The sequence below is a fragment of the Agrobacterium vacciniicorymbosi genome (genome assembly GCF_040427045.1).
Classification (GTDB): Bacteria; Pseudomonadota; Alphaproteobacteria; order Rhizobiales; family Rhizobiaceae; genus Agrobacterium.
Map to the genome: position 1 here is coordinate 130,081 of NZ_JBETMF010000001.1, position 25,523 is coordinate 155,603.

The 25,523-nt window shown below is 57.5% G+C and carries 23 protein-coding genes; 13 read left to right on the forward strand and 10 right to left on the reverse strand.

Annotation, left to right across the window (positions count from 1 at the left end):
• Window positions 1-95 precede the first annotated feature (95 nt).
• Both cysE and ABUK73_RS00755 read right to left on the reverse strand, forming a co-directional pair.
• The gene (gene cysE / locus ABUK73_RS00750; protein ID WP_113088308.1) at window positions 96-920 is read right to left on the reverse strand and encodes a serine O-acetyltransferase; all 825 of its coding nucleotides are present in this window, start codon (window positions 918-920) and stop codon (window positions 96-98) included.
• A 132-nt stretch (window positions 921-1,052) separates the two neighbouring features.
• The gene (locus tag ABUK73_RS00755) at window positions 1,053-1,835 is read right to left on the reverse strand and encodes an alpha/beta fold hydrolase (RefSeq protein ID WP_353575632.1); all 783 of its coding nucleotides are present in this window, start codon (window positions 1,833-1,835) and stop codon (window positions 1,053-1,055) included.
• A gap of 153 nt (window positions 1,836-1,988) precedes the next feature.
• On the opposite strand from ABUK73_RS00755, the gene ABUK73_RS00760 reads away from it, so the two are divergent.
• Together ABUK73_RS00760 and ABUK73_RS00765 are read left to right on the forward strand one after the other, a co-directional pair.
• Entirely contained in the window at window positions 1,989-2,234 is a 246-nt protein-coding gene (locus tag ABUK73_RS00760; RefSeq protein ID WP_353575633.1) for a zinc-finger domain-containing protein, read from the forward strand.
• 25 nt (window positions 2,235-2,259) lie between these two features.
• Complete coding sequence (locus ABUK73_RS00765) at window positions 2,260-3,429, forward strand: FAD-dependent monooxygenase (protein ID WP_353575634.1); 1,170 nt, start codon at window positions 2,260-2,262, stop codon at window positions 3,427-3,429.
• 97 nt (window positions 3,430-3,526) lie between these two features.
• On the opposite strand, the gene ABUK73_RS00770 is transcribed toward ABUK73_RS00765, so the two are convergent.
• On the reverse strand, window positions 3,527-4,714 hold the full coding sequence (locus ABUK73_RS00770) for a cystathionine beta-lyase (protein WP_353575635.1): 1,188 nt from the start codon (window positions 4,712-4,714) through the stop codon (window positions 3,527-3,529).
• Between the two features lie 440 nt (window positions 4,715-5,154).
• Between ABUK73_RS00770 and ABUK73_RS00775 the strand changes: the two genes are divergently transcribed.
• From ABUK73_RS00775 to ABUK73_RS00790, 4 genes are all read left to right on the forward strand, one after another.
• Window positions 5,155-6,177 carry an amino acid ABC transporter substrate-binding protein gene (locus ABUK73_RS00775; RefSeq protein ID WP_353575636.1) on the forward strand — a complete coding sequence of 341 codons (1,023 nt, stop codon included), beginning with the start codon at window positions 5,155-5,157 and terminating at the stop codon, window positions 6,175-6,177.
• Window positions 6,178-6,336: 159 nt separating this feature from the next.
• Window positions 6,337-7,530, forward strand: a complete 1,194-nt coding sequence (locus ABUK73_RS00780) for an amino acid ABC transporter permease (protein WP_353575637.1) — start codon at window positions 6,337-6,339, stop codon at window positions 7,528-7,530.
• 1 nt (window position 7,531) lies between these two features.
• A complete protein-coding gene (locus ABUK73_RS00785) occupies window positions 7,532-8,689 on the forward strand; it encodes an amino acid ABC transporter permease (RefSeq protein WP_454892301.1) in 1,158 nt (385 codons plus the stop codon).
• Window positions 8,690-8,700: 11 nt separating this feature from the next.
• Complete coding sequence (locus ABUK73_RS00790; protein ID WP_113088302.1) at window positions 8,701-9,474, forward strand: amino acid ABC transporter ATP-binding protein; 774 nt, start codon at window positions 8,701-8,703, stop codon at window positions 9,472-9,474.
• Window positions 9,475-9,938: 464 nt separating this feature from the next.
• Here ABUK73_RS00790 and ABUK73_RS00795 read toward each other — a convergent pair whose 3' ends face one another.
• The 3 genes from ABUK73_RS00795 to ABUK73_RS00805 all read right to left on the reverse strand — a co-directional run bounded on the left by ABUK73_RS00795 (window position 9,939) and on the right by ABUK73_RS00805 (window position 13,575).
• Window positions 9,939-11,066, reverse strand: coding sequence for an S-(hydroxymethyl)glutathione dehydrogenase/class III alcohol dehydrogenase (locus tag ABUK73_RS00795; RefSeq protein WP_353575638.1), 1,128 nt, complete (start codon window positions 11,064-11,066; stop codon window positions 9,939-9,941).
• Window positions 11,067-11,152: 86 nt separating this feature from the next.
• Window positions 11,153-12,088 carry a DMT family transporter gene (locus ABUK73_RS00800; RefSeq protein ID WP_353575639.1) on the reverse strand — a complete coding sequence of 312 codons (936 nt, stop codon included), beginning with the start codon at window positions 12,086-12,088 and terminating at the stop codon, window positions 11,153-11,155.
• 248 nt (window positions 12,089-12,336) lie between these two features.
• A complete protein-coding gene (locus ABUK73_RS00805) occupies window positions 12,337-13,575 on the reverse strand; it encodes a flagellar biosynthetic protein FliO (RefSeq protein ID WP_353575640.1) in 1,239 nt (412 codons plus the stop codon).
• Window positions 13,576-13,932: 357 nt separating this feature from the next.
• On the opposite strand from ABUK73_RS00805, the gene cckA reads away from it, so the two are divergent.
• From cckA to ABUK73_RS00840, 7 genes are all read left to right on the forward strand, one after another.
• Window positions 13,933-16,527 (forward strand): cell cycle histidine kinase CckA, encoded by a 2,595-nt coding sequence (gene cckA, locus ABUK73_RS00810; RefSeq protein WP_353575641.1) that lies wholly within the window; start codon window positions 13,933-13,935, stop codon window positions 16,525-16,527.
• 47 nt (window positions 16,528-16,574) lie between these two features.
• Window positions 16,575-17,339: a helix-turn-helix transcriptional regulator gene (locus ABUK73_RS00815; protein WP_353575642.1), complete on the forward strand. Its 765-nt coding sequence runs from the start codon at window positions 16,575-16,577 to the stop codon at window positions 17,337-17,339.
• 186 nt (window positions 17,340-17,525) lie between these two features.
• On the forward strand, window positions 17,526-17,879 hold the full coding sequence (clpS, locus tag ABUK73_RS00820; protein ID WP_113088038.1) for an ATP-dependent Clp protease adapter ClpS: 354 nt from the start codon (window positions 17,526-17,528) through the stop codon (window positions 17,877-17,879).
• Between the two features lie 10 nt (window positions 17,880-17,889).
• Window positions 17,890-20,388: an ATP-dependent Clp protease ATP-binding subunit ClpA gene (gene clpA / locus ABUK73_RS00825; protein ID WP_353575643.1), complete on the forward strand. Its 2,499-nt coding sequence runs from the start codon at window positions 17,890-17,892 to the stop codon at window positions 20,386-20,388.
• A 71-nt stretch (window positions 20,389-20,459) separates the two neighbouring features.
• The gene (locus ABUK73_RS00830; RefSeq protein WP_353575644.1) at window positions 20,460-21,215 is read left to right on the forward strand and encodes an AzlC family ABC transporter permease; all 756 of its coding nucleotides are present in this window, start codon (window positions 20,460-20,462) and stop codon (window positions 21,213-21,215) included.
• A complete protein-coding gene (locus ABUK73_RS00835) occupies window positions 21,212-21,559 on the forward strand; it encodes an AzlD domain-containing protein (RefSeq protein ID WP_353575645.1) in 348 nt (115 codons plus the stop codon). Before ABUK73_RS00830 ends, ABUK73_RS00835 begins: the two co-directional genes overlap by 4 nt.
• 65 nt (window positions 21,560-21,624) lie before the next feature.
• Complete coding sequence (locus ABUK73_RS00840; RefSeq protein WP_353575646.1) at window positions 21,625-22,563, forward strand: phosphatase PAP2 family protein; 939 nt, start codon at window positions 21,625-21,627, stop codon at window positions 22,561-22,563.
• Between the two features lie 46 nt (window positions 22,564-22,609).
• On the opposite strand, the gene ABUK73_RS00845 is transcribed toward ABUK73_RS00840, so the two are convergent.
• The 4 genes from ABUK73_RS00845 to ABUK73_RS00860 are packed head-to-tail and all read right to left on the reverse strand — an operon-like array spanning window position 22,610 to window position 25,456.
• Window positions 22,610-23,035: an HIT family protein gene (locus ABUK73_RS00845; protein ID WP_353575647.1), complete on the reverse strand. Its 426-nt coding sequence runs from the start codon at window positions 23,033-23,035 to the stop codon at window positions 22,610-22,612.
• Window positions 23,036-23,061: 26 nt separating this feature from the next.
• Complete coding sequence (locus ABUK73_RS00850; protein WP_353575648.1) at window positions 23,062-24,252, reverse strand: GNAT family N-acetyltransferase; 1,191 nt, start codon at window positions 24,250-24,252, stop codon at window positions 23,062-23,064.
• The gene (locus ABUK73_RS00855) at window positions 24,249-24,989 is read right to left on the reverse strand and encodes a glycerophosphodiester phosphodiesterase family protein (RefSeq protein WP_353575649.1); all 741 of its coding nucleotides are present in this window, start codon (window positions 24,987-24,989) and stop codon (window positions 24,249-24,251) included. Before ABUK73_RS00855 ends, ABUK73_RS00850 begins: the two co-directional genes overlap by 4 nt.
• Window positions 24,986-25,456 carry a RidA family protein gene (locus ABUK73_RS00860; protein WP_353575650.1) on the reverse strand — a complete coding sequence of 157 codons (471 nt, stop codon included), beginning with the start codon at window positions 25,454-25,456 and terminating at the stop codon, window positions 24,986-24,988. The genes ABUK73_RS00855 and ABUK73_RS00860 overlap by 4 nt, the downstream gene beginning before the upstream one ends.
• Window positions 25,457-25,523 lie beyond the last annotated feature (67 nt).

Below are 25,523 nucleotides of genomic sequence, written 5' to 3' on the forward strand. Positions count from 1 at the left end.
GTTTCGCCGCTTTTGGCATGGCTTAAAGGCGAAAGTAAAGTGGAGCCGTAAAAACGTCCGCGTGAAACACACGGACGTCGATGAATGGACAAACGTCAGATGTCGGCACCGATGATCTGGTCCATGATGCGCGAAGGCTCGTTGCATCCGCCATCTCCAACGACGCGGGCCGGCACACCGGCCACGGTGGCGTTGGGCGGAACAGGCTTCAGCACGACGGAGCCTGCGGCGATGCGCGAGCAGCTGCCGATCTCGATGTTGCCAAGGATTTTCGCGCCAGCGCCAATCAGCACGCCGCTGCGAATTTTCGGATGACGATCCGCGCCTTCCTTGCCGGTACCACCAAGGGTCACGCCATGCAGAATGGAGACATTATCGCCGATAACGGCGGTTTCACCGACGACGAGGCCGGTGGCGTGATCAAGGAACAGGCCTTTACCGAGACGTGCTGCCGGATTGATATCCGTCTGGAAAACGCTTGATGCGCGGCTTTGCAGGTAGAGTGCAAAATCGCGTCGGCCATTGTTCAGTAGCCAATGGGCGAGACGGTGGGTCTGGATGGCATGGAAACCCTTGAAATATAGAACCGGTTCCATAAAGCGGGTGCAGGCAGGGTCACGGTCGTAGACGGCCTGAATATCGACGCGCAGAATTGAGCCCCATTCCGGCCAGTCGTCGAGCATCTCCTCGAAGGTCTGGCGCAGCAGCACGGCCTGCATGTCCGGGTGGTCCAGAAGTTCACAGATACGGTAGATGACGCATTGTTCCAGCGAATGATGGTTCAAAATCGTGGAATAGAAAAAGGCAGACAGCAGCGGATCTTGCGATGCCGCCGCGCGCGCCTCATTCAGCAGACTTCCCCAAATTGGATCAACAACGGAAAGCTGATCCTGATGGCGTGCCTCAGTGCGTGCGACCATGAATGGTCTCCCTTGAATTGGTGCCGTTCTTTTATACAGAAAAAAGCGTCACCTAGAAATGGTGATTTACCAACGCGGTTAAAGACGCGAAAGCATCAGTTTTTCTGAAAGCTTTTTGGAAAATGATTCTTCTTAAGCGTCGAATTCCCGGTAAAATTCCAGAACCGCCGCCTTGAAGACCCGGTCTCCGACGGCCAGCATGTGGTCGCGGCCCGGAATGTCGATGGCTTTCGCATGCGGCATGAGGTCGGCGAGCTCCTGGCCGGAACCGGCGATATCGTCCTTGGTACCCACGGCGATCAGCGTCGGCATATCGATTTTTGCCGCTTCCTCTCGGGTCACCAGCACGCGGGAGGTTTCGATACAGGCGGCAAGGGCGATGCGGTCGCTCTTGGTCTGATCGGCAAAGGCGCGGAACATGCGGCCACGCTCATGGGTGACGACATCGAGCGAGGGTGCGCGAAGGGCATCCGCAATCGGGTCCCAATCGCCCACGCCATCCACCATGCCGATGCCAAGGCCGCCGAATACTAGCGAACGAACCCGCTCCGGGTGGGCCATGGCCACGAAGGCGGATACGCGCGCGCCCATGGAGTAACCCATGACATGGGCCTCCGAAATGCCGAGATGGTTGAGCAGGCCGACGGCATCGTCTGCCATGACGGCGGGGTAATAGGCATCCGCATCATGCGGCTTGTCGCTGGCGCCGTGGCCGCGATTGTCGATGGCAATGACCCGATAGCCCGCATCGCCCAGCGTCTTGACCCAGCCGGGATGCACCCAGTTGACCGCAGCACTGGAGGCAAAGCCGTGAATCAGCAGAACCGGTGCACCGGACGGGTCGCCCTCATCGAAATAGGCCAGTTGCAGACCATCACGGGTGAAGTGAGAAAATTGGGGCACATTGAGATTCATCAAAGACATCCTTTTTGCCGCACCATATGTCAGGAAATCGCACGGTTGAACATATTCTGCGATGTTTTCTGTGGAGGTGAAAAGCATTTGACGCTACATATCCGCAAAAGCTGAGCGTTGCGCTCAATCACGATGTTGCATTTGGAGACGAACATGGCCGGTCATACCATTCCCCACTTCCAGAACGATGGCGGACACAGCGCAATCGAAATCGGCGTCAAGGAATTCATGTGCACTGGCGCATCCGTTCCCTATGACCATCCGCATATCTTCATCGATATGGGTGACGATAATGAAAAGGTCTGTTCCTACTGCTCGACGTTGTACCGCTACAATCCGTCGCTGAAGGCCACACAGACCAACCCGCCCGGCTGCGTCTTCCATGTGAAGGCAGCCTAACCTCTTCTTCTGACTGGGGCTTTCCATGCCCGTAAAATCCGTTGCGATCATCGGTGCCGGCGTTGCCGGTCTCACCGCTGCTCTTTCTTTTGCCAGATTTGGCGTGCGCTGCGATATTCTGGAGCAGGCCGAACAGCTGGATGAGGTTGGGGCAGGCCTTCAAATTTCGCCCAATGCGGCCCGCATTCTGGCCGCGCTCGATGTGCTGCCGCAGATCGAAGCGCAATGGCTGGAGCCGGAAACGGTGGACCTTGCCTCCGGCCTTTCGCTCAAGCGACTGGTCTCGCTGCCCATGCGGGATGTCGCGCGAAAGCGCTGGGGCGCCCCCTATGGCGTGCTGCATCGTGCAACCTTGCAACAGGCGCTGCTTGCCGCCGTCAAGCGTAATCCGCTCTGCCACCTGCATCTGGGCAAACGGCTGGAAGCGGTCAGCAAGTCCATTCTCGCAGGCATCACCTTTCAGGATTACGACCTGATTGTCGGGGCTGACGGCGTGTGGTCCAGCGCGCGCTATGCCGTGCCGGGAAGCCCGACCGCACGTTTTTCCGGCAATATCGCCTGGCGCTTTACAATCGCTCCGGATGACGTTCCCGAGTTTCTAAAGCGACGCTGTGTGACTGCTTTTCTGGGGCCATCGGCGCATCTGGTTGCTTATCCGCTGGCAGAGACGGGTGGATTCAACATCGTCGCGATTGCTGCTGGCACCAATCCCGGCGACACCTGGAAGGCGGAGGCGCAGGGCAAGCAGCATGCGTTGCTGGTGGAGCAGTTCCGCCGCTGGAACCCGGCCTTTGAGCAGGTGCTGCAACACGTTAACAAGCCGACCTTCTGGCCGCTATTTCAGGCCGGTGAAGGCAGCTGGCACAATGGCCGCGATACGGTGCTGATTGGTGATGCCGCGCATGCGATGATGCCCTTTGCCGCCCAGGGCGCTGCCATGGCTATCGAAGACGCCTTCGAGCTTGCGGCCTTTGTTCAGCGGGGGCAGGCGGTGGGCGATGCGTTATCTGCCTTCGAGGCACATCGCATTCCGCGCATCGAAAAGGCCCGCAAACGCGCCGCGCTCAACAAGTTTGCCTATCACGCTAGCGGCCCGCTGCGGCTGGGTCGCGATCTGGTGCTTTCCATGAGGCCGCCGGAAGCGTTTCTGGCGGATTTCGACTGGCTATATGGGTATCGGGCAGAGGGGCTTTAGGGGGCTCTTGTAGAAGCCACCTGCGTCTTCAAAGTTGCTGCGTAGCAGACCCTCGGGACAAGCCCGAGGGTGACGTCGGTATGGGTGAGTTGCCGGCTTAGACGGCAGCCGCAGCTGCGAAGCCCGCTTCGAGATCGCGCTTGATGTCTTCAATATCCTCAAGGCCGATTTGCAGGCGGATGACCGGGCCTTCCGTCGGGCCTTTGGCCACGGTGCGGTCGCGCAGCGATACGGGAACGGCGAGCGATTCGTAGCCGCCCCAGGAAAAGCCGAGACCGAAGATCGAGAGCGCATCCAGGAAGGCGTGCGAGTGCTCCTTGAAGCGTCCTTCCTGCGCCTTCAGCACGAAGGAGAAAACCCCGCTCGAGCCCTTGAAATTGCGCTTCCAGAGATCGTGGCTCGGGAAGCTGGGCAGGGCAGGGTGCAGCACCTGCAAAACATCATCCCGGCCTTCCAGCCACTGCGCGATTTCCAGCGCGCTTTTGCGATGATGCTCCAGACGCACGCCCATGCTGCGCATGCCACGCAACACCTGATAGGCATCGTCGGATGTGACGCAGAGACCGAGGTCGCGGTTGGCGTCGTGCAGCTTCTTCCAATGCGTTTCATTGCTGGAAACGAAGCCCATCAGCACGTCCGAATGCCCGGCCGGATATTTGGTGGCGGCGTGGATGGAGACATCGACGCCGTGGTCCAGAGGCTTGAAATAAAGCGGCGTGGCCCATGTATTGTCCATGGTCACCACGATGTCGTGCCGGTGGGCGATGGAGGACATGAGGCCCACATCCTGCATTTCCATGGTGTTGGAGCCGGGTGCTTCCAGATGCAGCAGGCGCGTATTCGGGCGGATCATCGCTTCGATGCCCTCGCCAATGGCCGGATCGTAATATTCTACCTCAACCCCGAACTGCTTGAGCATGGTGTTGCAGAAGCGGCGGGTGGGGAAATAGACCGAATCGACGATCAGCGCGTGGTCGCCAGCGGAGAGATAGGCCAGAAACGGCACGGTGACGGCAGCGAGGCCCGATGGCAGGAGTATGGTGCCGAACGACCCTTCAAGGCTGTTGACCATCTCGCACAGCGCATCCGTCGTTGGCGTGCCGTGGGTGCCGTAAGTGTATTTCTGGTCTTCCGAAACCAGCGTCTGGGCATTGGGAAACAGAACGGTGGAGCCACGCAGGATCGGCGGATTGACGAAGCCATGATTGGCCGCAGGGTGGTTTCCGAGATGGGTCAACCGCGTGTTGGTGCCGGCGGCTTCAAAAATCCCGTCTTTATGTTTCATGCTGAAAATCTCTCACTGATCGATGCCCGGAGGATGGTGTCTAAAGTCCGCTGCGGTCAAGACTTCGTTATCTCCGCCGTTCTTTGCGGTGAATCGCGTCTGGTTTATTCATGCTGTCGCACCGCACCGGCTAAATCGCAAGCCGTGACGTGCTACAGCACCCGGATGGGTTACTCATACGCGCAATTTCAGTCTACCTGCCTGACAGCCTGAGTAGAATTTAGCCTTTTTTAGCGTAATTATTAGACAATTGCCCATAAAAGGGACGACTTTTTAAAAATTCCGTTTTTTGGACACAATTCTTGAGGGCGAGACTTGACCGTGACGGCAATTGCGATTGTGATAGCCGCGCACACCGGGAGGTGAAGCGGGGAGCCAGGCGTATGCGACAGGATATGCGGCATCTTCTGATTACGAATAAGAAACAAAGGTTGGGAAAAATGAAAAAGGCACTTCTGACAGCCGCCATTGGCGCAGCAATTTTCGGAGCTGCATCGGCTGCATCTGCCGCCACGCTTGCAGACGTTAAAGCAAAGGGTTTCGTCACTTGCGGCGTGAGCTCCGGTATTCCGGGCTTCTCGAACCCTGACGACAAGGGCGAATGGTCGGGTATCGACGTTGATTATTGCCGCGGTATCGCTTCTGCTGTCTTCGGCGACCCAGCCAAGGCAAAGTTCGTACCCCTCACATCCAAGGACCGTTTCCCTGCGCTTCAGTCCGGTGAAATCGACGTTCTGACGCGTAACACCACATGGACCATCAGCCGCGACACGTCGCTGGGCTTCAACTTCCGCACCGTCAACTACTATGACGGCCAGGGCTTCATCGTGAAGAAGGCTCTGAACGTGAAGTCTGCGCTTGAGCTTTCCGGCGCTGCCGTCTGCGTTCAGCAGGGCACGACCACCGAACTCAACCTCGCCGACTACTTCAAGACCAACAATCTTCAGTACAACCCGGTTGTGTTCGAAAAGGAATCCGACGCGACTTCTGCTTACGATAGCGGCCGTTGCGACGTTTACACCACCGACCAGTCCGGCCTCTATGCCATCCGTCTGAAGATGAAGACACCGGACGAAAACGTCGTTCTGCCTGAAGTCATCTCCAAGGAGCCGCTTGGACCAGCCGTTCGCCAGGGCGACGATCAGTGGTTCGACGTTGTAAGCTGGGTTCACTACGCCATGGTTAACGCTGAAGAACTCGGCGTCACATCCAAGAACGTGGATGAGCAGAAGAACGCAAACAACCCTGACCTGAAGCGTCTGCTCGGCACCGAAGAAGGCACCAAGATCGGTACCGATCTCGGCCTGACCAACGAATGGGCATACAACATCATCAAGCAGGTCGGTAACTACGGCGAAGTCTTCGATCGCAACGTCGGCACCGGTTCGCCGCTGAAGATCGAGCGTGGCCAGAACGCATTGTGGACCAAGGGTGGTCTTCAGTACGCTCCGCCAATCCGCTAATAGCCGATAAACGGCATCTCTATGCGGGAGGCGGGGCGAATGCTCTGCCTCCCGACTAGCATTCTGCCCGAAGCTTATAAAAACCAAGCTCGGGCCGGATGATGCCGATGCAATAAGTTAAAAGAAGCTCGCAAAGAGCACACAGAGGGAAAGGTGCCGATGGCAGGCAAAGCGCTCCACTCGGAGTCCAGCTCAAAAAGCGCGACATCCATTATTTACGACCCGCAAGCGCGGTCCATTTTTTATCAGGTCGTCACAGTCATCCTTTTGGTGCTGTTTGTCTGGATGATCGCATCCAACACCATTCACAATCTCCAGCGCGCCAATATCTCTTCCGGCTTCGGTTTTCTCAATGGCAGAGCAGGCTTCGACATCGGCCAGTCGCTGATTGCCTACAGCAATGACAGCACCTTCGGTCGGGCACTGGTCGTCGGTATTCTGAACACGCTTCAGGTGGCGTTTCTCGGCATCATCACAGCGTCCATCATCGGCTTCATCGTCGGTATTGCACGGCTGTCCAACAACTGGCTGGTTTCCAAGCTGGCTCAGGCCTATGTCGAAATCTTCCGTAACATCCCGCCGCTGCTGGTCATTTTCTTCTGGTACAAGGGTGTCATCACCATTCTGCCGCAGGCGCGTGATTCCCTTCAGCTGCCTCTCGGCACCGTGCTCAACAACCGTGGCTTCTTCTATCCGAAGCAGGTCTGGGGCGAGGGTGCGTGGCTCATTCCAGTGGCTTTCCTCGTCGGCATCGTCATTACCTATTTCGTTTACCGCTGGGCCAAGGCCCGCCAGATGAGAACGGGTCAACCGTTCCGCACGGGCATTGTCGGCACTGCCATCATCATCGGTCTGCCGCTCTTGACGTTTCTGGCGCTCGGCGCACCGCTGACCTTCGATTATCCGGTCGCCGGTCGCTTCAACCTCAGCGGCGGATCGGTCATCGCGCCTGAATTCCTGTCGCTCTATCTGTCGCTGTCCTTCTACACCGCGTCCTTCATCGCCGAAATCGTTCGCGGCGGTATCAAGGCCGTTGCAAAGGGCCAGACGGAAGCTGCAAGCGCGCTCGGTATGCGTGGCAACAACATCACGCGTTTGATCGTCGTGCCGCAGGCCATGCGCATCATCATCCCACCGCTGACGAGCCAGTATCTCAACCTCACCAAGAACTCCTCGCTGGCGGTCGCCGTCGGCTTCTCGGACCTTGTGGCGGTTGGCGGCACCATCCTCAACCAGACAGGGCAGGCCGTCGAGGTCGTGGCCATCTGGCTTGTGGTCTACCTGTCCTTGTCGCTCACGACCGCGCTGATCATGAACTGGTTCAACGCGAAAATGGCGCTGGTGGAGAGATAATATGACAACCAATCAAATCTCCTATGTTCGCGCCAATATGGTTCAGCCGGAGCCTGCTCCTTCCAGCCAGGTGGGCATCACCCACTGGCTGAGAACCAAGCTGTTCGCCACGCCGAAAGATATCGTCTTCACGGTGCTGGCCATCGCGCTTCTGGTCTACATCATCCCGCCGCTGGTGCAGTGGCTGTTCATCCATGCGACATGGACAGGTACTGACCGCACGGCCTGCCTGACCGTGGCACAGGGTGGTGCGTTGCCGGACGGACAGTCCGGCGCATGCTGGGCCTTCGTCAATGCGAAGTTCGCGCAGTTCATGTTCGGCCGCTATCCATCGTCTGAATACTGGCGTCCGCTTCTCGTTCTGGCAGCCTTTATCGCGCTTCTGATCCCGATGCTGATTCCGAAGGCACCGTTCAAGGGCCTGAACGCGCTTCTGGTGTTCATCATCCTGCCTGTGGTGGCCTTCTTCCTGCTGGTCGGCGGTCATTTCGGTCTTTCGCATGTCGAAACACCGCTGTGGGGCGGATTGATGGTGACGCTGATCCTGTCGTTTTGCGGCATCACCGTCTCCTTGCCGTTCGGCATTCTGCTGGCGCTGGGCCGTCGCTCGAACATGCCCGTCATCAAACTGCTATGCACAACCTTCATCGAGGTCATCAGAGGTATTCCGCTGATCACCATCCTCTTCTTCGCCAGCATCATGTTGCCGCTGTTCCTGCCCGATGGCTGGACCTTCGACAAGTTCCTGCGCGCACTTGTCGGCGTGGCTCTCTTTGCCTCGGCCTATATGGCGGAAGTCATTCGCGGTGGTTTGCAGGCCATTCCGAAGGGGCAATATGAGGGCGCGGATTCGCTGGGCCTCAACTACTGGCAGAAGACACGTCTGATCATTCTGCCGCAGGCGCTCAAGCTCGTCATTCCCGGCATCGTGAACACCTTCATCGGTCTGTTCAAGGATACCTCGCTGGTTTATATCATTGGCATGTTCGATCTCCTCGGCATCGTCAATCTCAACCAGTCGGATGCCAACTGGGCGACGCCTGTCACACCTATGACCGGTTACATCTTCGCCGGTTTCATATTCTGGATCTTCTGCTTCGGCATGTCGCGCTACTCGCTGTTCATGGAACGGCACCTCGACACCGGACATAAAAAATAAGGGGAAAAATCATGGCAGAAACCCAAGTCAAAAAGCTGGACGTGTCTGCGACCGACGTCGCAATCGAAATCACCGGCATGAACAAGTGGTACGGCGACTTCCACGTGCTGCGTGACATCAACCTCAAGGTCATGAAGGGCGAGCGCATCGTCGTGGCCGGTCCTTCGGGATCGGGCAAGTCCACCATGATCCGTTGCATCAACCGTCTGGAAGAGCACCAGTCGGGCAGCATTCAGGTTGACGGCATCGAACTGACCAACGACCTGAAGAAGATCGATGAAGTGCGCCGCGAAGTCGGCATGGTGTTCCAGCACTTCAACCTCTTCCCGCATCTGACCATTCTGGAAAACTGCACGCTGGCACCGATCTGGGTTCGCAAGACACCCAAGAAAGAAGCCGAAGAGATTGCGATGCACTATCTGAAGCGCGTCAAGATCCCTGAGCAGGCCAACAAATATCCGGGCCAGCTCTCCGGTGGTCAGCAGCAGCGCGTGGCGATTGCCCGCTCGTTGTGCATGAAGCCGAAGATCATGCTGTTCGACGAGCCGACATCGGCGCTCGACCCTGAAATGGTCAAGGAAGTTCTCGACACGATGGTGGGCCTTGCCGAAGACGGCATGACAATGATCTGCGTCACCCACGAAATGGGCTTCGCACGCCAGGTCGCCAATCGCGTGATCTTCATGGACCAGGGCCAGATCGTCGAACAGAATTCGCCGGCCGAATTCTTCGACAACCCGCAGCACGAGCGCACCAAGCTGTTCCTGAGCCAGATACTGCATTGATTGGATTTGGGAAGCGCTACGGCTCGTGACGGGAGTGCGGCTCTTCATTAGCCGCCATCTTGCAAGCCTGCATTTCTCGGGATTTGCGAGAAACGGAATGAGCTCGCTGCCGGGACCAAAGACATTATCTTCAAAAAGAAATCCTCGGGCTTGCCCCGGGGATTTTGCGTTTGAGGTGTTTGCTTTGAGGGCCGGACCGTCGCGGTAATCTGCGCGCACATGATTATCCTGAGAACGGACTGAGGTTTCCGCGCTTGGAGCAGACCGTCTGAAGGGTGCTTAGGGAGAAAGGGAGGGTCGAGGCCATTTGCCTCGAATTGACTCTCCGTTTTTTTGCAAGCCGGTCAGAAAAGCAACCTGCGAAAGGTCGCGTCGTACGCCTCGCAGGAGGAGGCGTCGGAAAAGTCAGGCCGAATGCTTGAGCCCTCCAGCCTGCTGGCCGAAGGGCTTGTTTTAAAAAGTTATCAGTAAACCACGACGCCGCGGATGCTTTCGCCGGAATGCATCATCTCGAAGCCCTTGTTGATGTCTTCAAGCGGCATGGTGTGGGTGATCATCGGATCGATCTGGATCTTGCCGTCCATGTACCAGTCCACGATTTTCGGAACGTCGGTACGGCCGCGCGCGCCGCCAAAGGCGGTGCCCATCCATGTGCGGCCTGTGACCAGCTGGAACGGGCGGGTAGAGATTTCCTGACCGGCACCGGCCACGCCGATGACGACCGACTTGCCCCAGCCGCGATGGGAAGATTCCAGCGCCTGACGCATGACTTTCGTATTGCCGGTGCAATCAAACGTATAATCCGCGCCGCCGATCTGGTCTGCGCCACGCTTCGTCAGATTGACGAGGTAAGGCACGATATCGTCGCCCGCATCCTTCGGGTTGACGAAGTGGGTCATGCCGAAGCGTTCGCCCCAGGCCTTCTTGTCGTTGTTGAGATCGACACCAATAATCATGTCGGCGCCAGCGATCTTCAGGCCCTGAATGACGTTGAGACCAATGCCGCCCAGACCAAAGACGATGGCCGTGGAGCCCATTTCCACCTTGGCGGTGTTGATGACTGCACCGATGCCAGTCGTCACACCGCAGCCAATGTAGCAGACCTTGTCGAAAGGCGCGTCCGGGTTGATTTTGGCAACGGCGATTTCCGGCAGAACCGTGTAATTCGCAAAGGTCGAGCAGCCCATGTAATGGTGGATTTTATCCTTGCCGATGGAAAAGCGGCTGGTGCCATCTGGCATCACGCCCTGGCCCTGAGTGGAGCGGATGGCGGTGCACAGATTGGTCTTGCGCGACAGGCAGGAGGGGCATTCGCGGCATTCCGGCGTATAGAGCGGAATAACGTGATCGCCCTTCTTGACGGAGGTGACGCCCGGGCCGACATCGACCACGATGCCAGCGCCTTCATGGCCGAGAATGGCGGGGAACAGGCCTTCCGGATCTGCACCAGACAGCGTGAAGTCGTCCGTATGGCAAAGGCCGGTTGCCTTGACCTCGATCAGCACTTCGCCAGCGCGAGGCCCTTCCAACTGAACCGTCATGATTTCCAGCGGCTTGCCTGCCTGAACAGCGACTGCGGCGCGAACGTCCATATTCGTCTCCATGATTATATGCGTATAAGTCGAGATGACTTTTGCCCGACCTCAGCTTCTGGAACAAGGGCGCGCGCCTATATTCGTCAAACTTCTGCGACTTCGGCAATCGTCGTGTTGGCAGCCCGACGCTCTCGCCAGATGATGAACAGGCCGGATGCGACGATGATGACAATGCCCAGCCATTTCGATACCGTTGGGAAATCGGAAAACAGCACGTAGCCGAGAACGGTCGCCGAGATGATTTCGAAATACTGGAAGGGCGCCAGAAGCGACACCGGCGCAAGGCGGAAGGCCTTGACCACGAGAAGGTGCATGTAGCCGGATATGGAGCCAAGCAGCACCAGCAGCACCAGCCCATGGCCCCAGCCGGGCAGCGACATTTCAAAATTCACGTCACCCAGCCCATGGCCGATCATCAGCGCCGCGCCCATGAAGACGGTACCGGCGATGCCCGCCATGGTCTGCATTACAAGCGGACTGTCCGCATCGCCCATCGCCCGGTTGAGGAAGAGGTAGAGCGTGAAGAGAAACGCGCAGGCGACCGGCAGAAGCGAGGTCCAGCCGAAGACCTCGAAGCTCGGCTGAATGACAATCATCGCGCCAACGAAGCCCACCGCAATCGCGCTCCACCGCATCCAGCCGACCTTCTCGCCTAAAAACAGCGCCGACATCATCGTCAGCAAAAATGGCTCTACGAAGTAGATCGCGAACACATCCGCCAGCGGCATGTATTTGACCGCCGCGAAAAAGGCGAGGCTGGCGGCGGCATGCAAAACGCCGCGCAGCAGATTGAGCCAGGGCCGCTTGGCCGACAGCAGCGCACGCGGCGACATGACCATCAGCAAGGGCAGGGTGCAGACGAGCTGGAAAAAGAACCGATAAAACGTCACCTGCGCAGGCGACATGCCTTCAGACACAGCCATATATTTGGCAATTGCATCCATGACCGGCAAAACGATCATGCAACCCGCCATGATCAGCATGCCCTTGAATGCGCTTGCGCTCGTGAATGAAGACATCGTGCGATCACCATTTGTTCCCTGAGCGAGATTGATCAGAGTCGCGGGGTGATGGCAACTGGCGGGAGGTGGGTGTGGGAGGTGGAGCAAGAGGTGACTTAACACTGTTGGGACGTGCATTTGGAAGTGAAGGTTGTCGTGCTCTGGTTTGGGCCGCGCATCTGCGACGCCGCGCGTTCAGTAGAGATGTTTGGATTCTCGGCATTATGCCGAGGTTAACGTCGAGGGGATGTTTTAGATCGTAGATACTATCTGTCGCGCGTAACCGCCATTTCACCGAAAATACGCGCCATTTCCTTCTGCACGTCGCGGTCATCAGGGTCGCTGGAGACGGCTGTGGCAACGGGCTCTGCGGTTTCCTGCGGTTGCGCTCTGGGGTCGAGGCTCACATCCGGTGCGCCGCTGGCGTTGTTCTTTTCGATTTCGGCCTGAAGAAAGCTTTCGAAATCACTGGTCAGCTGATCTCCGAAAACCGTGCCATCCGCGTTGGGCGCAAGAGGTTCGGGCTTGGCGACATTGGCGGTGACGCTAATGGGTGTTTCGTTGCGGAAGGTCGGCAGGACGCGTTCGCGGGCGGCATCGAGAAAATCGACAGCGCTGTTTTGGTCGATGAATGCTTCCCGCAAGGCGATTGGCTCCGGTGCCACTTCGGGTGTCAGCGCCGCAGGCGGCGGCTGGATGGGCTGGGCAGAGACGACCTGCGTGGGTGCCGGTATCGGCTGTGTAGCGACTGGGGTAGCAGCTGGAGCGGGTGCTGCTGGTCTAGCTGCAAGATCGGCCTGCAAGGATGCGACCGTGACTGCCGGGACAACCGCTGCTGCGACGGGAGGAACGATCGGCTCTCTGGCGACGGCCTTTGGAACCGGGGCAACGTCCGGTGCTGACTGCACTGGTGGCGCAACGGGGCGAGGCGCAGGGGCTGCTGGTGGCGTAGCGGTAACCGTTGCTGCCGGTGTTGGCGTAGGAGCGACCGGCCTTGGGGCAGGCGCCGGAGCGGGGCGTGCTGCGGCAACGGCCGAAGGCGTGGGTGCGGCTTTTGCTTCCGGCTGGGGTGCAGCGGCTGCGGCGGCGATTGGGGGAGCCGAACGGAGCTCTTCTTCTCTCACAGGCGGCAGGCTTCTTTGACGGTTGGGCGCAATGGCTTTTTCCGATGTCAGCATCTCATCTTGCGGATCGCGCACGTCTCTGAGGATTGGAATGGCACCGATCCCGCTTTCGATGACGATATCCGTCGGGCCGCCGATCATGACCAGATGCTCAACATTGTCGCGGCGCACGAGAACCAGCCTGCGGCGGGCGTCTACGGCGGTGGCATCCAGCACTTGCAGGCGTGGTTGGCGGTTTTTGCCGCCACGAATGAAGGGTGAGGAGCCACCGCGTCTGCGGATGATCCATAAGATGATTGCTAAGGCGAGAAGTGCAACGCCGACCCCTACGACAGCAACAATCAGATTGTTGCCGTAAGTGCCGATAAACTCATCCATCATCGAGCCAACCCTTCAGTCTTTTATCGGGCAAATGATTGCCGCGTTTGAATTTTTCAAGCAGTTTGAAGCGAAAAGACGATTTTTTTGCGCCAAGCACAAGTTTTTATCCGTGCTTAACCACGAAATTGCTACACCGTTCCACCTTCCGCCACATTTCGACGTGGCAAAGGTGCCACGCAGTTGGCGATATCGTACCAATTGCGACGCATTCGCTGTGTATTGGCAAAGGTTTATGGTGTGCCGGAGCTTTTTGATATTTCTGCAAATTGCTACAAGGGATAGATAAAAGCGATTCCGTTCGAAGCATTTGTCTTGGAATGATGAAGGATCGCCAAAACTGCAAGGGTTAGAGCCTCAATGACCAAGGTGAGCCAAGCCAGCGACAATGACTTCCCCTTGGTGGATAGGCGCGCCCGTTCCGGCACGCTGTTGCGCATCCTGCTGCTGGCGCTCGTACTGGTCGCTGCTGCCGTTGGTTTCGTTTATTTCAAGAATTCGCTGGAGAACGAGGTCGTCCTCGGCATTCTCGGCGTACTGGCGATGCTCGGCATTTTCTTTCTGGTGTCGTCCGCCATCGGATTCATCGAAGTCATGCCGCAATCGCAATCCGATGGCATGGCCCGCCGTTTCCTGTCCTCCAACCCGGATGGCACGCTGATCACCGACCCAAAAGGCCGTCTGGTCTACGCCAACGCGACCTATTGTCAGATGACCGGCGCCAAGAAGGCGACGGATATCCAGAGCCTCGAGACGCTGCTGTCGCGCGACCGGGAATCGACGGAGGCACTCTACCGGCTGATCAACGGCCTGCGCGATGGCAATGATGGTTATGAAGAATTCCGCCTGCTGAAGCCGTTGAGCGAAAACACCTCGCAGTCCGGCCCGCATTGGTACCGCCTGAAGGCGCGGCTGCTGAAAGACCCGAACAGCAACGATCTGCATGTCTTCCAGATTGCCGATATCACCACCGAGCGTGAGGATCAGGAGCGGTTTTTCCGCGAATTGCAAAACGCCATCGATTATCTCGACCACGCTCCAGCCGGTTTCTTCTCTGCCGGTAAGCGGGGCGAGATCGTTTATCTCAATGCCACACTGTCGCAATGGCTGGGTATCGATCTGGCGCAGTTCTCTCCCGGTTCGCTGACGGTATCCGACATCGTTGCGGGCGAGGGCATGGCGCTGATCGAATCCGTGCAGCCGCATGCTGGCACCAACCGCACGGAAATGCTCGATCTCGACATGCGCCGCGTGAACGGGCAGAGCATGCCTGCACGCCTCGTGCATCAGGTTACGGCCACGCGTGATGGTGCCCCGGGCGAGAGCCGTACGATTGTGCTGATGCGCTCCAAGGGCAAGGAAAATGCCGAATCCGCATCGGCCATGCGCTTTACGCGCTTTTTCAACAACACGCCGATGGCAATTGCCTCTCTGGATGGCGACGGGCGGATTTTGCGGACAAACGCGCCCTTCCTCAAGCTGTTCTCCGGTGTCGTCGGGCGTGACGATATTGACAGTGGCGTCGTTCTCGACGCTGTGCTGCTCGATAATGACAAGCCGAAGCTTTTGCAGGCCATCGACGCCGCCAAGGATCGTCAGGGTGACATCGCACCCTTCGACTCGCGCCATCCGACCGACGAGACGCGGCATTTCCGTTTCTATGTCCATGCTGTGATCGATCAGGATGACGAGGCACCGGAAGAGGTGGCCATCGTCTATGCCATCGAGGTGACCGAGCAGAAGGCGCTGGAAACACAGATGGCGCAGACGCAGAAGATGAATGCGGTCGGTACGCTTGCGGGCGGCATAGCGCATGACTTCAACAATGTGCTGACGGCCATTCTGCTGTCCTCCGACCATTTGCTGCTACAGGCGCGGCCTGCCGATGCCAGCTTTGCGGATCTGATGGAAATCAAGCGCAATGCCAACCGCGCCGCCGTTCTGGTGCGCCAGCTGTTGGCCTTCTCGCGCAAGCAGACCATGCGTCCGGCGGTACTGAACCTGACGGATGTGATCGGCGATCTGCGCATGCTGGTCGACAGGCTGATTTCCGGCACCAACGTCAAGCTGGAAGTGGATTACGGGCGCGATCTGTGGCCCGTCAAAACTGACCTTTCGCAGTTTGAACAGGTGTTGATCAACCTGTGCGTCAATGCGCGCGATGCCATGCCGCAGGGCGGCAAGATCAAGATCATCACCCGCAACATGGATGCAAGCGAGGTCGTTTCTCTCGGGCGCTCCGATCTTCCGGCGGAAGATTTGGTCATGATCGAAGTTGCGGATACCGGAACTGGTATTCCGCCCGAGATTATGGACAAGATTTTCGAGCCCTTCTTCACCACCAAGGAAGTGGGCAAGGGCACGGGCCTTGGCCTGTCGATGGTCTATGGCATCGTCAAACAGTCCGGCGGCTACATCTATCCCGATTCCGAAGTGGGCAAGGGTACGGCTTTCCGCATCTTCCTGCCGCGCCACATCATCGAGGTGGCTCAACAGCTCGAGAATGAAGCGACTCAGGCCGCAGCAGATGCCGCAGCGGTGAAAGAAGCTGCCAAGGAAGAGCCTGTTGACCTGACCGGAAAGTCCGCCGTCGTTCTTCTGGTCGAAGACGAAGAGGCCGTGCGCCGTGGCGGCAAGCGCATGCTGGAAACGCGCGGCTACACGGTGCACGAGGCGGGCTCCGGTACGGAAGCGCTGGAAGTGCTGGAAGAGCTGGAAGGCAAGGTCGATATCGTCGTTTCCGACGTCGTCATGCCGGAAATGGATGGACCTTCGCTGCTGCGAGAGCTTCGTAAAACCTTTCCAGACATGAAGTTCATCTTCGTGTCCGGTTATGCCGAAGACGCCTTTGCCAAGAACCTTCCGGCTGATGCCAAATTCGGCTTCCTGCCAAAGCCGTTCTCGCTGAAGCAACTGGCCGTGGCCGTGCGCGAAATGCTGGATGGCGAAAATTGACATGAAAGGTCCGGCGCTCCAGGCTTTCACTGGGGTGCCGAACTGAGTTGACCGCCCCCTTCGGCCATCCCACCCAACTGGATGGCCGGTTTTTGATGCAGAGGTATGACATCAACCAGAACCTTCTCATCAGAATGCAGAAAGCCGACACGATGGACGATGTCGCGCTGTTGCTGACCGAAGTTCAGCAGATGTTTGGTTTTCGTTATTACTGCGTCTTCGAGACCGCACGTCTGGATGAAGAAGAGCCGATTTCCTTTCTTTTTCCATCCAATCTTCCAGCCGATCTTTTCTACAAGATCGATGAGCGCATGGCAGAATTCGTTGCCCGGCTTTCCACGCATCTGCCCGGTACTTTGGGCCCAATGCCCTGGGATTTGGCCGAGGTGGAAGCCAGAGGTGAGATCGAGCCGCAGACCGCAGCCTTCTATCGTGCCGCCGGTGTTATCATGGCGATCACCTTTCCGGCGCTCGGCGTTTCATCGCTGCCGCGGCTGATCGGCTTTGCGGGAGACCGACCGCATCTCGAAGAGGATGAGGTCGAGCGCTTAAGCATGCTGATGTTCCACATGCATATACGCCTGACAATGATCGGGCGTGCAAGAACGGAAAAGCGGCAGCCGCTTTCTGGCCTTGAAAAGGAAATTCTTTTTCTGGCCGCAGATGGGGAAAGTTTCGAGGCGATCTCCGCGAAAGTGGCTCTTTCCAGCATTACGATGAGCTATCTGATGGAATCGATTTGCCGCAAGATGGAGGTTGCGACCTTTGAACATGCGGTTGCGGTGACGCTGCGGCGAGGCCTGTCGCGATGAGAAGGGTTTGTGCAGGCTATCGCTTCCCGCTTCTGTTCACACTTTCCTCGTCTGTGAACGGATTAGTGATTGCAGTGCAGCGCGGGGGGCTTAAAATCACCATTGGACGACCTAAATATAGGTAAGCGAAATTCTGGCTCGTAACCCCAAAAGCCGGTGCGAGTTTGATCTGGAGAATGACAAAAGATGATCGCTAAGTCGATCTACATGCAGGGCGACAGTGAAGGGGAAGATGGCGGTGCGAACCGCGGAACGTCTGTTATTACCCGCACCAAACCGAAGACAAAAAAGCCCAATCTCTACCGTGTTCTTTTATTGAACGACGACTATACTCCCATGGAATTCGTCATTCATATTCTGGAGCGTTTTTTCCAGAAGGACAGGGAAGGGGCGACCCGTATCATGCTGCATGTTCACCAGCATGGGGTCGGCGAATGCGGGGTATTTACATATGAGGTCGCAGAGACAAAAGTAAGTCAGGTCATGGATTTCGCCCGACAGCACCAGCATCCGCTTCAGTGCGTCATGGAAAAGAAATGAGGATCGCAACGTGCCAACTTTTTCCCCAAGTCTAGAGAAGGCGCTGCATCAGGCACTGACCTTTGCAAATGAGCGTCATCATGAATATGCGACGCTCGAGCATCTGTTGCTGGCGCTGATAGAGGACGCCGATGCGGCCGCCGTGATGGGCGCCTGCAACGTGGATCTCGATGCGCTTCGTAAAACCGTTGTCGATTATGTCGACAATGAACTTTCCAACTTGGTGACGGGTTACGACGAAGATTCCAAACCCACCTCCGGCTTCCAGCGTGTCATCCAGAGGGCGGTTATTCATGTCCAGTCTTCCGGTCGTGAAGAGGTAACGGGTGCAAACGTGCTCGTGGCTATCTTTGCCGAGCGCGAAAGCCATGCTGCCTATTTCCTGCAGGAGCAGGAGATGACCCGCTACGACGCGGTCAATTACATCTCGCACGGCATCGGCAAGCGTCCGGGTTCCTCCCAAACCCGCACGCCGCGTGGTGCCGAGGAAAGCGAGAACGAGGCCAAGCCAGCCCGCAATGGTTCCGAGGATGACAGTTCTGCGCCGAAGAAGCAGCAGGAGGCTCTGAAGGCTTATTGCGTCAACCTCAACGACAAGGCCAAGGGTGGCAAGATCGATCCGCTGATCGGTCGTCACGCCGAGGTCAACCGCACCATTCAGGTTCTATGCCGTCGTTCCAAGAACAACCCGCTCTATGTCGGTGATCCAGGCGTAGGTAAAACGGCGATTGCTGAAGGTCTGGCCAAGCGCATCGTTGAAGGCAAGGTGCCGGAGGCGCTGAAGAACGATACGATCTTCTCGCTGGACATGGGTACGCTGCTCGCTGGTACGCGTTATCGCGGTGACTTCGAAGAACGTCTGAAGCAGGTCGTCAAGGAACTGGAAGAGTTTCCGGGCGCCGTACTGTTCATCGATGAGATCCACACGGTCATCGGCGCCGGTGCGACATCAGGCGGTGCCATGGATGCATCGAACCTGTTGAAGCCCGCCCTGTCTTCCGGCGCAATCCGTTGCATCGGTTCGACCACCTATAAGGAATACCGCCAGTTCTTCGAAAAGGACCGGGCACTGGTGCGTCGCTTCCAGAAGATCGACGTCAACGAGCCTTCTATTGAAGACGCAATCGAGATCATGAAGGGCCTGAAGCCCTATTACGAAAACTACCACCATCTGCGTTACTCCAACGAGGCGATCAAGGCGGCGGTTGAGCTTTCGGCCCGTTATATCTCCGACCGCAAGCTGCCGGACAAGGCCATCGACGTGATCGATGAAACCGGTGCAGCCCAGATGTTGTTGCCTGCTTCCAAGCGTCGCAAGCTGATCACCGAAAAGGAGATCGAGGTTACGATTGCGACGATGGCGCGTATTCCAGCCAAGACCGTTTCCAAGGATGACGAGATGGTTCTCGCCAATCTGGAGAAGGAACTGCGCTCGGTCGTTTACGGTCAGGATATTGCTATCGAAGCGCTGTCCACCGCCATCAAGCTTGCCCGTGCAGGTCTGCGTGAGCCCAACAAGCCGATTGGCTCCTACGTCTTCTCCGGCCCGACGGGTGTGGGCAAGACCGAAGTCGCCAAGCAGCTTGCTGCCTCGCTCGGCGTGGAAATGCTGCGTTTCGACATGTCGGAATATATGGAGCGCCACACCGTATCGCGTCTCTTAGGCGCACCTCCCGGCTATGTCGGCTTCGATCAGGGCGGTCTTCTGACCGATGGCGTCGATCAGCATCCGCATTGCGTGGTGTTGCTGGACGAAATCGAGAAGGCGCATCCGGACATCTATAACATTCTGTTGCAGGTCATGGACCATGGCTCGCTGACCGACCATAACGGCAAGAAGATCGACTTCCGCAACGTCATCTTGATCATGACGACCAATGCGGGCGCATCGGAAATGGCGAAGTCTGCCATTGGCTTCGGCTCTTCCAAGCGCAGCGGTGAGGATGAAGAGGCGCTGACCCGTCTGTTCACACCCGAATTCCGTAACCGTCTGGATGCGATCATTCCGTTCTCGCCACTGCCGACTGCGGTTATCCACAAGGTGGTTCAGAAGTTCGTCATGCAGCTGGAAACCCAGCTTTCCGAACGCAATGTCACCTTCGACCTGCATGAGGATGCCATCGCATGGCTGTCCGAGAAGGGCTATGATGAGAAAATGGGTGCACGTCCGCTGGGTCGCGTCATTCAGGAACACATCAAGAAGCCGCTCGCCAACGAGATTCTCTTCGGAAAGCTCAAGAAGGGTGGCGTCGTCAGCGTCAGCATCGACAAGAAGGAAGACGGCACGGAAAGCCTCAAGCTGGACGTGCTGCCGGAAACGGCTCCGGTAAAGCCAAAGCCCGAGGCTGAGTTGAAGGCGGCGAAGTCGCCCGGCAAGACCAAGGGTAAGGCAAAGTCCGCCAAGGCTGAAGAGGCCGAGGTGGTGGTGGCGGAGACGGACAAGGCGGAAGAAGACGCCAAGCCACGTCGCAAGACCAACACTGTGCCTAAGGTGCCAAAAAAGAAGTAAGTTAATAATATAATGTGATAAGTGCCGGGCTCTGTGCCCGGCACTTTATTTTATCGATACCGGATTTAGACATGCCTTCAGACAGCGTTGCGGAGCCTCTTTCCCTCTGGTTTTTCCGAGGCATGAAAGGCATTTTTTCGCTTCCAGCCCTCATTCTCATGACATCCTTCGTTGGGTTTAGCGCCTTTGCACTGGAGTCAGGTGTGAGCCGCGGTGAAGCGGTGTTCATGACGCTAACAATCTGGGCGCTACCAGCGAAGATGATCCTGATTGGCGCGATGACGAGTGGCGCGGGACTGGCGACCTGCTTTCTGGTCGTGACGCTGTCATCCATCCGCATGATGCCCATGGTGGCGTCCATCGTGCCGGAAATGCGCACAGCGAAAACGCCGACATGGCTTTTGCTGTTTCTCTCGCATTTCGTGGCCATCACCGCCTGGGTCTTTGCCACGCAAAATCTGACCAAGGTGCCGCGTGAGGCGCGGGTGGCATGGTTTGCGGGCTTTGGCATGACGCTGACGCTCATCAATGCCGTCATCGTCGGCATCTGCTACGGCGTGGTTGCGGCATTTCCGCCTGTCGTGGCGGGCGTTCTGTTTTTCTTGACGCCAGTGTATTTCGTCTCGTCCATCTGGGCTTCTGCCCGCCATACGGTCGTCAAGGTGGCCTTCGTAATCGGCGTCATCGCCGGACCGCTGTTTGCGGTCATCGAGCCGGAATTCGATATTCTCTATGCCGGCATCGGCGGCGGGACGCTGGCCTACCTCATCGACCGTTTCTGGTTCCGCCGCAAAATTGCGCCTGTGACAGAGGAGGGCGAACCATGATGAGCGAAGCCTGGTGGGCACCCTATCTCTTCATTGCCATCGCCGGGTGGCTCGCCACCGACCTTTGGCGCTGGCTCGGCGTTATCGCCGGCAACCGCTTGAAAGAAGGTTCGGAAACGCTGAACTGGGTGAGGGCGGTGGCAACAGCTCTCGTCATGGCCGTGACCGCAAAGCTGATCGTGTTCCCAACGGGTACGCTGGAGCATTCGCCGATGTGGTTGCGGGTTGGTGCGGCGGCGCTGGGGTTTGCGGTGTTCCTGCTTGCCCGCCAACGCGTGCTGGTCGGCGTCGTGGTGCCGATTATCCTTCTGGCGGTCGGTCTGCTGGCGTTGGACATAAGGTAGAACAGTAACCGCATTTACGTGAATTTCAGGCTTGGGCTCTATGATAGATCGCAATGGAGAGACCAATGCGATTATTGCCAGCCGAACGCTTTTTCGCTTCCGTCATTGCGCTGATGGCACTGCTGGATGTTTCGCTCATCCTGATAAAGGGTGTGAGCACGGATTGGCTTGGCTATGCGCTGCCTGCCTGCGGAGCTCTGGCATTGACTGCCGGTGGTCAATATTACCGCGTCTTTCGTGGTGAGGAGCGCATTGCTCTTGCGTTGATCGCCTCCGGCCTGTTCATCATTTTTACGCTGGTGGCATCGATTTTCAACTACATGCTGCTGCCGATCCGCACCGCGCCGGTCGATCTCATGCTCGTAAATTTCGATGCGCATTTCGGCTATAGCTGGCCCGGTGCAGTTGCTTTGGCAGCGGAATGGCCAACGGTGGCAAGGACGTTTTTCTTCGTCTATTTCAGCTCTCTGCCGCAGCTCGTCTTCGTCGTTCTGCTGCTGGGTTTTGCGGGCAAGGCAGATGCCTTGTGGCATTTTCTGTTGACCGGCGTCTTGGGCGTGATGGGTTGCATCGCCATTTGGTTCGTCTTTCCAACCTTCGGGCCATCGACGCTCTATACTCTGTCGCCGGAACTGCTGGCAAAGATCGCTCTAGGTGTGACGCCGGACTATGGTGCAGAACTGCTGCGGCTGGGCCGGGATGGGCCGACCTATATCTCACCGGCTAATGTGCTTGGCCTGATCGGATTTCCGTCGTTCCACACTGTCATGGCGTGCATGTCGGTCGTATTTCTGGCGCGCTTCAAATGGATCCTGCCATTCGCAGTGCTTTTAAACATTGCCATGGTGCCAGCCATTCTAGTTCACGGTGGGCACCACCTCAGCGACGTCTTCGGTGGCGTTGTGATGTTCGGCCTTGCCTATCTGGTGGCCGGAAAACTGCTGGTGCGTTTGTCCGCGTCCGGCAGAGACGAGGCGGACATCAAAGCCTCGCCTGCACGATAATTCAGCAGCAAGGCTCCGAACGTCTGCTCGAAGCCCTTGCGCAAAATTAGGCTAAAGCAGCCTTAATCTTCTCCGCATGCGCCTTCAACACGTCGCCATCCGCCATAGCACCGCTGTGAGGCTTCAAGGGTTCGCCTTCTCTGCGTGGAACGATGTGGAAATGCAGGTGAAACACCGTCTGCCCTGCTGCCGGTTCATTGAACTGCGCGATATAGACACCGTCCGCATCAAAGGCTTCCTTCGCTGCGGCTGCGAGTTTTTGTACGACCGCTATGGTTTTGGCGAGAACGGCGGGATCGGCATCGAGAATATTGCGTGAGGCTGTCTTGGGAATAACCAGCAGATGGCCTGGGGCTTGCGGCATGACATCCATAAAGGCCAGCGTGTCGTCGTCTTCATAAACCTTCACGGACGGAATTTCGCCGCGTAGGATTTTGGCGAAGATGTTGTTGGTGTCATAGGCCGATGTCATGAAATGTCTCCTCGTCTAAAATTTTGTCAGTCGTCTGCTTCCGGGCGTTCGCCCTTGCGGAACGGGCTGTGCTCATCGAGATAATCGCCAATCTGCTCCACCTCGTCACGTTCGCGCTGAAGGTAGTCCGCAATCGCACGGCGCAGGCCCGGATGCGTGATGAAGTGGGCTGAATGGGTAGTGACGGGCGTATAGCCGCGGGCAAGCTTATGTTCACCCTGCGCCCCGGCCTCGACCCGTTGCAGGCCCTTTGCCAGCGCAAAGTCGATGGCTTGATGGTAGCAGACTTCGAAATGCAGGAAGGGGTGGTCTTCGATGCAGCCCCAGTGGCGGCCATACAGCGCGTCACCGCCAATGAAGTTGATAGCACCGGCGATATATCTGCCCTCGCGCTTTGCCATGACGAGCAGAATGTCGTCGGCCATCCGCTCGCCGATCAGCGAGTAGAACTGGCGAGTAAGATAGGGTCGGCCCCATTTGCGGCTGCCGGTGTCCATGTAGAAGCGGAAGAACTGATCCCAGATGTCCTCGGTCAGATTGCTACCTGTCAACCAATCGATTTCGATACCGTTTTCGAGTGCCGCGCGGCGTTCCTTCTTCAGGCCCTTGCGCTTGCGCGATGACAGCGCATCGAGAAAATCGGCATGGTCGCGGTAGCCATTGTTGATGAAATGGAACTGCTGGTCGGTGCGGGGAAGAAAGCCTTCACCCAGCAAAGCCTCGATGTCACCATCCGGTGCGAAGGTAACATGGGTCGAGGATACACCGATTTTCTCGGTAACCTGCCGCAGGCCTGACGCCAGAACCTGGCGGAAGGCCGCGTCATCTATTCCGTTGGTCAGAAGTCGTGGCCCGGTCGCGGGTGTGAAGGGCACGGAACATTGTAGCTTGGGATAATAATTGCCGCCCGCCCGCTCCAGCGCATCCGCCCATCCATGGTCGAAGACATATTCGCCCTGGCTATGGCTCTTCAGATAGGCCGGGATCGCGCCTGTCAGGTCGCCTTCGCCGTTTTCGAGCAGAAGGTGGTGGCCTCGCCAGCCGGTCTTGGCCGTGGCCGATCCGGACTCTTCCATGGATGACAGAAAGGCATGGGATATGAACGGGTTGTAATCGTTTGTTCGCGTAGATTTAGCTGTTCCGGAAAGCCTGTTCCAGCTTTCCGGATCGATGTCCTTGAAGGACGTCGCTACGCGAATGGAATATTCATCGCTCATGCGCTGGCTGTAACGCTTTCCCTTGGGTCGAAACCTTCGAACGTCATCTGGTCAGCATATGTATAGGTGGTCTCGCGACCTTTTTCATCCCGCACGGTCCAGGTAATCACCGGAAGCCCGAGTTTTCTTTGCGCTTCGATAAAGCTGTTGGGCAGATGCGCCCAGGCATAGGAGATGAAATCGAGACCGATCTGCATGGCGTCATCATGCTTGAAGAAGTCTTCTGGCTTTGCACCGTCCGCCGTCAGGCCAAGCGGCCATGGCGAGCCTGCGGCTTTCAGGTCCTTCAAAAGGTGATGGTCGAAGCTCATCAGCGCGACATCGCCTTCGTAACCTTCCAGCATTTCCAGCACGGCTTCGGCAAAACCGTCATCGACACCTTCACCTTCGCGGCCCTTGAGTTCCAGCACAAGCGGAACCTTGCCCGCGCAGAGTTTCAAGAGCTGCTTCAGCGTCGGAATCTTGTCCTTGGTCTGGCCGACCGAGAGCATGCCGAGTTCGCCCGATGTCCGCTCGCGCACATCGCCCTTGATGCCGGTGAGGCGTGTCATCTCGTGGTCGTGGAAGATAACGGGAACGCTGTCTGAGGCAAGTTGCAGATCGCACTCGATGGCAAAACCCGCATCGATGGCGCGGGAAAAGGCCGTCAGGGTGTTTTCCCAGACGGCTTTGTTCTGGTCATGGAAACCGCGATGGGCAACGGGGTTCGCGGTCAGCCAGGAAAGCTTCAGCGTCATAGTTCGATTTCCACGATGGCATCGATCTCGACGGCGGCTTTGAAGGGCAGGGAGGCCATGCCAACGGCGGCACGGGCGTGCTTGCCGGCATCGCCCAGCACATTGGCGATGAGGTTGGACGCGCCGTTGATGACCAGATGCTGTTCGGTGAATTCAGGCACGGATGCGACGAAGCCATTCAGCTTCAGCACGCGGCGGACTTTCGAGAGATCGCCGTTGAGGGCGGCCTTGACCTGTGCGAGAATGTTGACGGCGCAAAGTTCGGCGGCGCGCTGGGCGGTCGCAACATCGACATCGCGGCCAACATGGCCGGTGACCGCAATCTTGCCGGATTCCATGGGCAATTGACCTGAAATATAAAGCAGATTGCCGCTGATGGTGAATGGGACGTAGTTTGCAGCAGGCGCTGCTGCCACGGGCAGGGTGTAGCCCAGTTCTTTCAGGCGAGCTTCGATGGCATCCGACATTTTCGTCTCCGCTTTTGTTGTAAATCTTTCAAAAATCCGGCAGACAGAGCATGATGTCCAAAAGCCG

What these genes read in the sequence shown, in the direction of transcription:
- cckA (WP_353575641.1), top strand. Translation starts at nt 13,933, where the DNA reads ATGACCAAGGTGAGCCAAGCCAGCGACAATGACTTCCCCTTGGTGGAT.
- ABUK73_RS00755 (WP_353575632.1), bottom strand. Translation starts at nt 1,835, where the DNA reads ATGAATCTCAATGTGCCCCAATTTTCTCACTTCACCCGTGATGGTCTG.
- ABUK73_RS00840 (WP_353575646.1), top strand. Translation starts at nt 21,625, where the DNA reads ATGCGATTATTGCCAGCCGAACGCTTTTTCGCTTCCGTCATTGCGCTG.
- ABUK73_RS00835 (WP_353575645.1), top strand. Translation starts at nt 21,212, where the DNA reads ATGATGAGCGAAGCCTGGTGGGCACCCTATCTCTTCATTGCCATCGCC.
- ABUK73_RS00765 (WP_353575634.1), top strand. Translation starts at nt 2,260, where the DNA reads ATGCCCGTAAAATCCGTTGCGATCATCGGTGCCGGCGTTGCCGGTCTC.
- ABUK73_RS00760 (WP_353575633.1), top strand. Translation starts at nt 1,989, where the DNA reads ATGGCCGGTCATACCATTCCCCACTTCCAGAACGATGGCGGACACAGC.
- ABUK73_RS00855 (WP_353575649.1), bottom strand. Translation starts at nt 24,989, where the DNA reads ATGACGCTGAAGCTTTCCTGGCTGACCGCGAACCCCGTTGCCCATCGC.
- ABUK73_RS00790 (WP_113088302.1), top strand. Translation starts at nt 8,701, where the DNA reads ATGGCAGAAACCCAAGTCAAAAAGCTGGACGTGTCTGCGACCGACGTC.
- ABUK73_RS00860 (WP_353575650.1), bottom strand. Translation starts at nt 25,456, where the DNA reads ATGTCGGATGCCATCGAAGCTCGCCTGAAAGAACTGGGCTACACCCTG.
- ABUK73_RS00850 (WP_353575648.1), bottom strand. Translation starts at nt 24,252, where the DNA reads ATGAGCGATGAATATTCCATTCGCGTAGCGACGTCCTTCAAGGACATC.
- cysE (WP_113088308.1), bottom strand. Translation starts at nt 920, where the DNA reads ATGGTCGCACGCACTGAGGCACGCCATCAGGATCAGCTTTCCGTTGTT.
- ABUK73_RS00780 (WP_353575637.1), top strand. Translation starts at nt 6,337, where the DNA reads ATGGCAGGCAAAGCGCTCCACTCGGAGTCCAGCTCAAAAAGCGCGACA.
- ABUK73_RS00795 (WP_353575638.1), bottom strand. Translation starts at nt 11,066, where the DNA reads ATGGACGTTCGCGCCGCAGTCGCTGTTCAGGCAGGCAAGCCGCTGGAA.
- ABUK73_RS00805 (WP_353575640.1), bottom strand. Translation starts at nt 13,575, where the DNA reads ATGATGGATGAGTTTATCGGCACTTACGGCAACAATCTGATTGTTGCT.
- ABUK73_RS00785 (WP_454892301.1), top strand. Translation starts at nt 7,532, where the DNA reads ATGACAACCAATCAAATCTCCTATGTTCGCGCCAATATGGTTCAGCCG.
- ABUK73_RS00775 (WP_353575636.1), top strand. Translation starts at nt 5,155, where the DNA reads ATGAAAAAGGCACTTCTGACAGCCGCCATTGGCGCAGCAATTTTCGGA.
- clpS (WP_113088038.1), top strand. Translation starts at nt 17,526, where the DNA reads ATGATCGCTAAGTCGATCTACATGCAGGGCGACAGTGAAGGGGAAGAT.
- ABUK73_RS00800 (WP_353575639.1), bottom strand. Translation starts at nt 12,088, where the DNA reads ATGTCTTCATTCACGAGCGCAAGCGCATTCAAGGGCATGCTGATCATG.
- ABUK73_RS00845 (WP_353575647.1), bottom strand. Translation starts at nt 23,035, where the DNA reads ATGACATCGGCCTATGACACCAACAACATCTTCGCCAAAATCCTACGC.
- ABUK73_RS00830 (WP_353575644.1), top strand. Translation starts at nt 20,460, where the DNA reads ATGCCTTCAGACAGCGTTGCGGAGCCTCTTTCCCTCTGGTTTTTCCGA.
- ABUK73_RS00770 (WP_353575635.1), bottom strand. Translation starts at nt 4,714, where the DNA reads ATGAAACATAAAGACGGGATTTTTGAAGCCGCCGGCACCAACACGCGG.